This is a genomic window from Herminiimonas aquatilis, assembly GCF_042665175.1.
GTDB lineage: Bacteria > Pseudomonadota > Gammaproteobacteria > Burkholderiales > Burkholderiaceae_D > Oxalicibacterium > Oxalicibacterium aquatilis.
In genome coordinates this window covers 1,502,745-1,510,661 of the sequence record NZ_JBHTCC010000001.1, presented here as the reverse complement: position 1 = coordinate 1,510,661, position 7,917 = coordinate 1,502,745, and the positions used below count along the sequence as shown (strand labels likewise).

At 54.2% G+C, this 7,917-nt stretch carries 5 protein-coding genes; 1 reads left to right on the top strand and 4 read right to left on the bottom strand.

Annotated elements, in window-relative coordinates; all coding sequences use genetic code 11:
* From ACFQO0_RS06960 to ACFQO0_RS06945, 4 genes are all read right to left on the bottom strand, one after another.
* Positions 1 to 1,527 (bottom strand): retention module-containing protein (locus ACFQO0_RS06960; protein WP_382233292.1); only part of this gene is annotated, 1,527 nt, incomplete at its 3' end.
* A gap of 117 nt (positions 1,528 to 1,644) precedes the next feature.
* The gene (locus ACFQO0_RS06955; protein WP_382233291.1) at positions 1,645 to 2,271 is read right to left on the bottom strand and encodes a helix-turn-helix transcriptional regulator; all 627 of its coding nucleotides are present in this window, start codon (positions 2,269 to 2,271) and stop codon (positions 1,645 to 1,647) included.
* Between the two features lie 14 nt (positions 2,272 to 2,285).
* Entirely contained in the window at positions 2,286 to 3,725 is a 1,440-nt protein-coding gene (locus tag ACFQO0_RS06950; RefSeq protein ID WP_382233290.1) for an HlyD family type I secretion periplasmic adaptor subunit, read from the bottom strand.
* Positions 3,722 to 5,932, bottom strand: coding sequence for a type I secretion system permease/ATPase (locus ACFQO0_RS06945; RefSeq protein ID WP_382233289.1), 2,211 nt, complete (start codon positions 5,930 to 5,932; stop codon positions 3,722 to 3,724). Before ACFQO0_RS06945 ends, ACFQO0_RS06950 begins: the two co-directional genes overlap by 4 nt.
* Positions 5,933 to 6,264: 332 nt before the next feature.
* On the opposite strand from ACFQO0_RS06945, the gene glpD reads away from it, so the two are divergent.
* The gene (gene glpD, locus ACFQO0_RS06940; RefSeq protein WP_382233288.1) at positions 6,265 to 7,833 is read left to right on the top strand and encodes a glycerol-3-phosphate dehydrogenase; all 1,569 of its coding nucleotides are present in this window, start codon (positions 6,265 to 6,267) and stop codon (positions 7,831 to 7,833) included.
* Positions 7,834 to 7,917: the final 84 nt, after the last annotated feature.

Below are 7,917 nucleotides of genomic sequence, written 5' to 3'. Positions count from 1 at the left end.
TCCGGCCTCGGTCGCATTGATCACGTCATCTGCTGTGATGCTCGCGTTCAACGTAATCGTCGGCACTGGTGGCGCGGTGTCGATCGCGACACTGTCGCTGCCTGCTGTACCTGCATTGCCGGCGGCGTTTTCATAGCTGCCTGCCGCCACACTCACACTGCCTGGCGTCGTGCTGCCAGCTGTTGCTGTGAACGTCGCTGTATAAACTTGTGGATTGGCTGGGTCGACCACGATGTTGCTCAACGTGCCGCCAACAACCGTGATGTCGCTTTGCGTAAATCCAACCGGTACCTGGCTGAACGTGAAGGTCACCAACGAGCTGCTGTCTGCAACATTCAAGCTGCCATCAACGATGTCGACCACCACACTTGGGATGCTTGCATCGACTGTGTAGCCTTCGGTGTCTGTCGCTGTGGCGCTATTGCCCGCCGCATCTGTCGTCGTCACGCTCGCGTCGATCACTTTGTCGCCATCGGCGACCAGGCCGCTGCCTGGTACAGGGATCGAGAACGTGTTGCCTGCTAATACGAAACCTGTGTAGTTCACGCCGTTGACCGTCAGGGTCACCGTGTCGCCTACTTTTGCATCACCACCAACCACACCGCTGATGTTGATGTTTTGTCCGGCCTCGGTCGCATTGATCACGTCATCTGCTGTGATGCTCGCGTTCAACGTAATCGTCGGCACTGGTGGCGCGGTGTCGATCGCGACACTGTCGCTGCCTGCTGTACCTGCATTGCCGGCGGCGTCTGTATAACTACCAGTTATCACAGCAACATTACCGTTGCCGCTATAGCCAGGTGTTGCGGTAAAAGTTGCAGTAAAGACCAACGGATTTGCCGTTGCAAGCAGGCCAGTAATTACACCGCCCGTGACAGTAATATCGCCAATTGTGAAACCAACTGGAATTTCGCTGAAAGTAAAGCTGACTTGGGAAACGCTATTCGCGACATTCAAGCTACCGCCGATGATGTCGACGATTACACTTGGTGCCGTGGTATCAGGTGCAGCGCCACTCGCAGTATTGCTCGCCACAAGACCCGAACCGCTCTGTTCAGGAAACTCCGGCAAAACGCCCCGATCTGCGACGCCGAAATCAAATGTCAGCGGCGTAACGCTTTCAAGCAAGCGCGACAGTTGGACGAATGTATGTCCACCACCAGCCGAGCCACCACTCAAGCCGGCTTCAGTTTCATCCAGCAAGTCATCCAGGCTGCCGCCCAGCGCAATCGCGTCGTTGATACTGGTATTTTCACTGACCCGCGCGAGCAAGGCCGCATTGTGGGCTTCAGCGTCGGCATCGAATATGGTGGCATCCAGGGTAACCACCTCGGCCTGCCTGATGTTATAGACAGCGCCATTGCTGGATTCCAGCTCAACACTGGCATTGGCGCCGGTGATGATGACATCGCCTTCGTGGACTTGATCGCCCAGCTTGAGCAGCGTGCGCGTACCGTCTTCTCCGCGGATGAATACCTCGCCTTGAAGTGCGACAACTTTACCGATAACGCGTGCTGATTCAGCCATGATGAACATCCAACATAAAGATTGAGATGTTCTCGACTGTAGAGTGCTTGATGCCCCAGGTAAATAGTACCTAGGTACTAGAGAGCAACAATTGTTTTGCGGAAATGTTAAAAACTGTTAAACCGAGCCTTGGTTGCGTATCAATAAGGCAAGTTGCAAACGATCGCGCACACCCAGCTTTTCAAAGATCGCACCGACGTGAGATTTGACCGTGCGTTCCGCAATACCGAGCTGGCTTGCAACTTCCTTGTTACTGGCACCGCTGACGACAATTTGCGCCACTTCCAGTTCGCGCTGCGTCAGCAAGACAGCCAAATCTTTTCCCGGCATTTTTTGGGGGGGCAACGTTGCTTGTGCACTCATCACGACCATCCTCTGCATCAAGGACGCACCTATCCACAAACCACCCTGCGACACCACGCTGGCTATCTGCTGCAAGACGGCGGCAGAAGCGTGGCTATTGCAATAGCCACGTGCGCCGAGCGCAAATACCGCCAGCGCCTCATCATCATTCGGCATATCGCTCATAACCACATACGGACGCTGTGCGACTTGTTCACGTGCAGCCAATAACTGCTCGCGAAACGGTACCTCTGCGCGCAAGCGCAGCCAAACGATATCCGGTGCCGGCAGCACCATCGCAGGATCACCAAACCGCAACGCTTTTAAATCCGAGAAAGCCTGCTGCCAGTGAGGTAGTACCTTGCCGTTATCCGACAAGAAAAGGTGGTGGGAAACTATCAAATAAATCTCGTAATTTAGCGCTCGGTCATTGCCGCCTGCTTGGCGCGCAAAACCGGCTTCATGAGGTAAGACAAGATGCTTTTCTTGCCAGTAATAATGTCCACCTCGGCCACCATGCCAGGAATGATCGGCAAATTATTGCCCAGAGACGATTTGTTCGTGATCACCCTCACCATGTAATACGTATTGCCTTTATCGTCTGTGATCGAGTCCGCTCCAATGTGTTCCAGCGTCGCCTCCATGCCACCATATACAGAGAAATCATATGCGGTAAATTTGACGACCGCTGCCTGACCCGGCTTCAGGAAAGCAATATCTTTAGGCAACACGCGCGCCTCCAGCACCAGCTTGTCTTCGAATGGCACAATTTCCACCACATCGCGACCCGGCTGCACGACCCCGCCCACTGTGTTGACCATCAAGCGCTTGACCGTACCCTTGACCGGTGAACGGATCGCCGATTGCTTGACCTTGTCGGCCAGGCCCGTACTACTTTCCGTCAATGAATTCAGCTTGGCCATGGTTTCGGAATATTCCTTGCTCGCCACGTTACGCGCTGCCAGCTCCACTTCCTGAATCTTGCGCGACGCTTCTGAAATGGCAGATTGCGCACGTGCAATTTGCGTTCCCGCGACATCACGCTCGGCGCGGAAGCGTGCCACGTCACGCTCCAGACGCAGCAACTCCACTTCAGATACCGCGCCGGATGCCAGCAAGGGCTTGGTGACTTGCAGCTCTTTCGCGCTGGATTCATAGGCCTGCGCTGCCTGCGCCTGTTTCACGCGCGCTTCCGACAATTCTTGCTGGCGCTGAATCATTTGCTGCTGCGCGATCGAAATCTGCGCCTGCAATTCCGACGTCGCCGCCTCATACAAACGACGTTCTTCTGCCGCAGTTTGCGGATCTTCCTTCACCACTTCTTCCGACGGTATATAAGGCTGACCAGTCCCAATTGCCTGCAAGCGCGCAGCCTTGGCCGACAACGACAAATACTGCGAACGACTTTCGCGTACCGACGATTCAAAACGGGTCGGATCAACTTGCAGCAAGACTTGCCCGGCTTCTACCAACTGACCTTCGCGCACATTGATTTTTTCAACGATACCGCCATCCAGACTTTGCAAAACCTGCAGCTGACGGGATGGAATGACCTTGCCGTCGCCCTTGGTAATTTCATCGACACGCGCAATGGCGGCCCACAAGATAAATAGCAACACCACCCACAACAGCGCACGCATCAATGCGCGCGCGCGCAACGGCTCCTGTTGAATAATAAAGTGATCGGCATCGCGTACAAAATCCTTGTCGGCCTGCTGCGGATCATCTTTCCAGCGACTCAACCAGTTGACCGTCTTCGGCTCTACCCGCACACGTACCCACTCAAGCCAGAGATGAATGCGACTCGCTGTCTTCTTGGAGCCATCAATCACACTTGGCAGCATTTTCTTGATCATGACGACCTCGCAATACGACCGGACTGCAGTGCCGCGATAATCGTATCGCGCGGTCCATCGGCGACGATGCGCCCGTCGTCCATCACGATGATGCGGTCCGCCAGATCCATCAGGCTGGAACGATGCGTCACGATGATCATGGTCTTGTGTTGCGTGAACACGCGTATGCGTTCCTTGAGTTGCGTTTCCGACGTGTAATCCATCGCACTGGTCGGTTCGTCCAGCAACAACACCGGCGGATCCATCAGCACCGCACGTGCGATCGCGATTCCCTGACGCTGACCGCCAGACAGCGATTCACCACGCTCACTGATAGGCATATCGAAACCTTCCGGATGGTTGTTGACGAAATTCGTCAAGCCAGCCATTTCCGCCGCTGCCACAATCGCCAGATCGTCAGCATACGGCGCACGGATCGCGATGTTTTCGCGCAGAGAACCGTAAAATAAAATCGAATCCTGTTCAACGTAACCGACGTTGCGTCGCAGATCGGCCGGATCAAGCTGTCGCAGATCAACGCCATCCAGCAACACGGCACCTTCGGTCGGCGCATACAAACCCAGCAGCAGTTTTTGCAAGGTGGATTTGCCGGAACCGATACGGCCGATCACGACCACCCGTTCGCCCTGGGTAATGCGGAAGCTGAGGCCGCGCAACACTTCTTCCTTGCGACCGGGATAAGTGAAATGCACGTTGCGGAATTCGATCTCTCCGCGAATTTCCGGCCTGTGAATGAAGGCGCTCTGGTCCGAGCGTTCACTTGGTGTTTCCATGACTTTTTCGAGCGCGGACAAAGCCGTTTTTGCATTCTGGAATTGCAACAGCAAACCGACGACTTGGCCGAGCGGGCCCATTGCGCGCCCGCTCAACATGGTGGCAGCGATCAATCCACCCATGGTCAGCATTTTTTCGTGTATCAGATACACGCCGGCGATCACCACCATCACGTTGACGAATTGCTGCAAGGTGGCGACGCCATTGGTGCTGGACGAAGACAACAAGCGCAACTGACCGCTGACGCGCGCCAGAAAAGCCGTGGCTTTTTCCCACTTCTCTTGCATCTGGCTTTCTGCACCGTGCGCCTTGATGGTTTCCAGCGCGGTCAGGCTTTCCACCAGCGTCGCATTGCGCAAGGCGGATGCGCGAAAAGTCGTTTCCGAAAGATCATGCATTTTGTGCTGGACGATATAACTGTAGATGATCACCAGCACAATCCCGATCAGCGGCAAAAATACCAGTGGCCACGAGATCCATGCCAGCACCACCAGGAACAACAGCGCAAACGGCAAATCGATCAGCGCCGTGACGGTGGCCGAAGCAAAGAAGTCGCGCACCGTCTCAAAAGAACGCAAATTGGATGCAAACGCACCTACCGACGCCGGCTTGTGCGACAAACGCATGCCGAGTACACGTTCCATGATCAGCGAAGACAATTTCAAATCGATACGCGCACTGGCCAGATCGACAAAGTGCCCACGCATCAGGCGGATCACATAATCGAGGATCAAAACCAGCGTCAGGCCGGCGGCAAACACCCACAGTGTTTCCTGCGCAAAATTGGGCACCACGCGGTCATACACATTCATCGTGAACAGCGGCATGCCCAAGGCAAATAAATTGATCAGCAGCGCTGCGGCCAATACATCCTTGAAGATGGATGCCTGATCCATCAGCGCACCCCAAAACCAGTGGCGCTGCGGCAGTTCGGCAAAAGTGGGGGTGCGTTGATCGAAACGGAAATGCGGGCGAGAGAAAATGGCTACGCCGGTATACCGTGCAGCGAGTTGCTCGCGCGACAGCGCAACGGCGCCCTGACCGGAATCGGGGAATAACAGACGCGCAGTCTGATTGTCGTCATCCCAGCTCAATAATAAACAGGATTCATTGCCGGCCAATAGCAAGACCACCGGCAGCAGAGCAGTATCGATTTTTGCGAGGGGGCGACGTACGACTTTACTGGAAAATCCGGCACGTGCCGCCGCTCTTGCGAACAACGACGGTGTCAGCACACCTTCCAGTAATGGCAGTCCGGCAGAAAGGGCCGCATGCGTACTGGGGCGCCCATGTATGCGGGTCAGCTCAACGAGGCAATCGAGCAAGGGATCGTGATGCAGGACATCTTCGCGCAAGCCGTCGATAGAATGGTCCGCTTTGACAGAACCGGCAACAACTTGCGCCTTGTCATCAGAATTTTCCAATTGACTCATTGTCCCTTCGTTTTTGTTTCCACTTAAAGCGTCTATTCACCGAAGATGTATCGCTTACTCGACGTATTAACGGCGCTATTTTTATTTCCACAAGACAACTTTTCGTTCGATTTTTCGAACGCACATTGCTCAGCCAAATATTTAATTGCTCTATGCCAATCTATATACCATGTAAGACGATATGTGACTGCAAAGGCAAGTGGAACTTAACAAAATTTTGCATATAAAAGTGCAATTACCACGGTAAATTGTTCAATTCGCGTCACAATATTTCCGTACGGAATTATTTTGTTATGCGCTTATGATGTGGACTTCATTCAAGGACCAACCAGATGGATCAAACAATCAATTGCGATATCCTGATTGTCGGTGGTGGCATCAACGGGGCCGGTATTGCGCGTGATGCTGCAGGTCGCGGCTTGTCGGTGGTTTTGTGTGAAAAAGATGACCTCGCCTCGCATACCTCTTCTGCCTCCACCAAGTTGATACATGGCGGCCTGCGCTATTTGGAGCAATACGATTTCAGCCTAGTGCGCAAGGCATTGATAGAACGCGAAATCCTGATGCGCGCCGCGCCCCATATCATTCGCCCCTTGCGCTTTGTGATGCCGCACGATCAAGGTCAGCGTCCGGCATGGATGATACGCGCTGGCATGTTTATATACGATCATCTGGCCAGGCGCGAGTTGCTGCCTGCCTCCGAAGGTGTCAATCTACGCACACATATCTGTGGCGCGCCGCTGAAAGGCAATTTCGTCAAAGCGTTTGCCTACTCGGATTGCTGGGTCGATGATGCACGACTGGTTGTACTGAATGCGATGGCTGCCGCAGAACAAGGCGCCACCGTCCTGACCCGCACCGCTTGCCAGGCTGTCACGCGCCACGCCGATCATTGGCGCGCCACACTGCGCAGAACGCCGCATTTATCCGGCGGTAACACGGACCGCACCGAAGCGCAGATTACGGTGCGCGCCAAACTGCTGATCAATGCCACCGGCCCGTGGGCCGCCAGCTTTTTGCACGATACCGTGCACGGACGCACCGGTAAAAAATTGCGTCTGATCAAGGGCAGCCACATCGTCGTCAAAAAATTATTCGATCATCCCTACGCCTACATCTTCCAGCATCCGGACGGCCGCATCGTGTTCGCCATCCCTTACGAACACGACTACACGCTGATAGGCACCACCGATATCGACTATCACGGCGACACCGACAAAGTCACCATAGCGGCAGAAGAAATCGATTACCTGTGCGCACTGGTGAATCACTACTTCACGCAATCCATTACGCCTGCCGACGTCTTCTGGACATACTCGGGCGTGCGCCCTCTGGTTGAAGATGACAAGCACGACGACACTGAAAGCGCCTCCGAAATCACGCGCGATTACAAGCTCGCCCTCGATAGCGATGCCGCACCTTTGCTCACCGTGTTCGGCGGCAAGATCACCACCTTCCGCAAATTGGCGGAAGAAGCAGTCGACCTGATCGCGCCGACCTTCCGCAACCAACATGGTGCATGGACTGCAGATGCGTGCCTGCCAGGCGGCGATATCTTTAGCGATCAACCGAATAATCGCGGCGTGCTGGAATTCGATCATTTCGTACACGACATGCAACAGCAATATGCATGGTTGCCGCCTGCGTTGGTCGAACGATACACACATGCGTATGGAACGAGGATCAAGGTATTGCTGGCGGATCGATTTAACTTGGGCGATATGGGAGAAGAAATTTGCAGCGGGTTATTCGCCGCAGAGGTAAGCTACTTGATGCGCAATGAATGGGCGACCTCGGCTGAAGATATTCTATTGCGACGCTCCAAGCTAGGCTTGCACACAAAGAATTCAAATAAAAGACTAACTATCTGGATCGCGGAGAATTTCACAACGCTGCGTTAACTGCGCGAGTCCAGCCATCTTTACTTTTGGGAAAAAGTATTTCACTCCGATTGTATCTACCAAGGCCACTACCTTGATAGATAC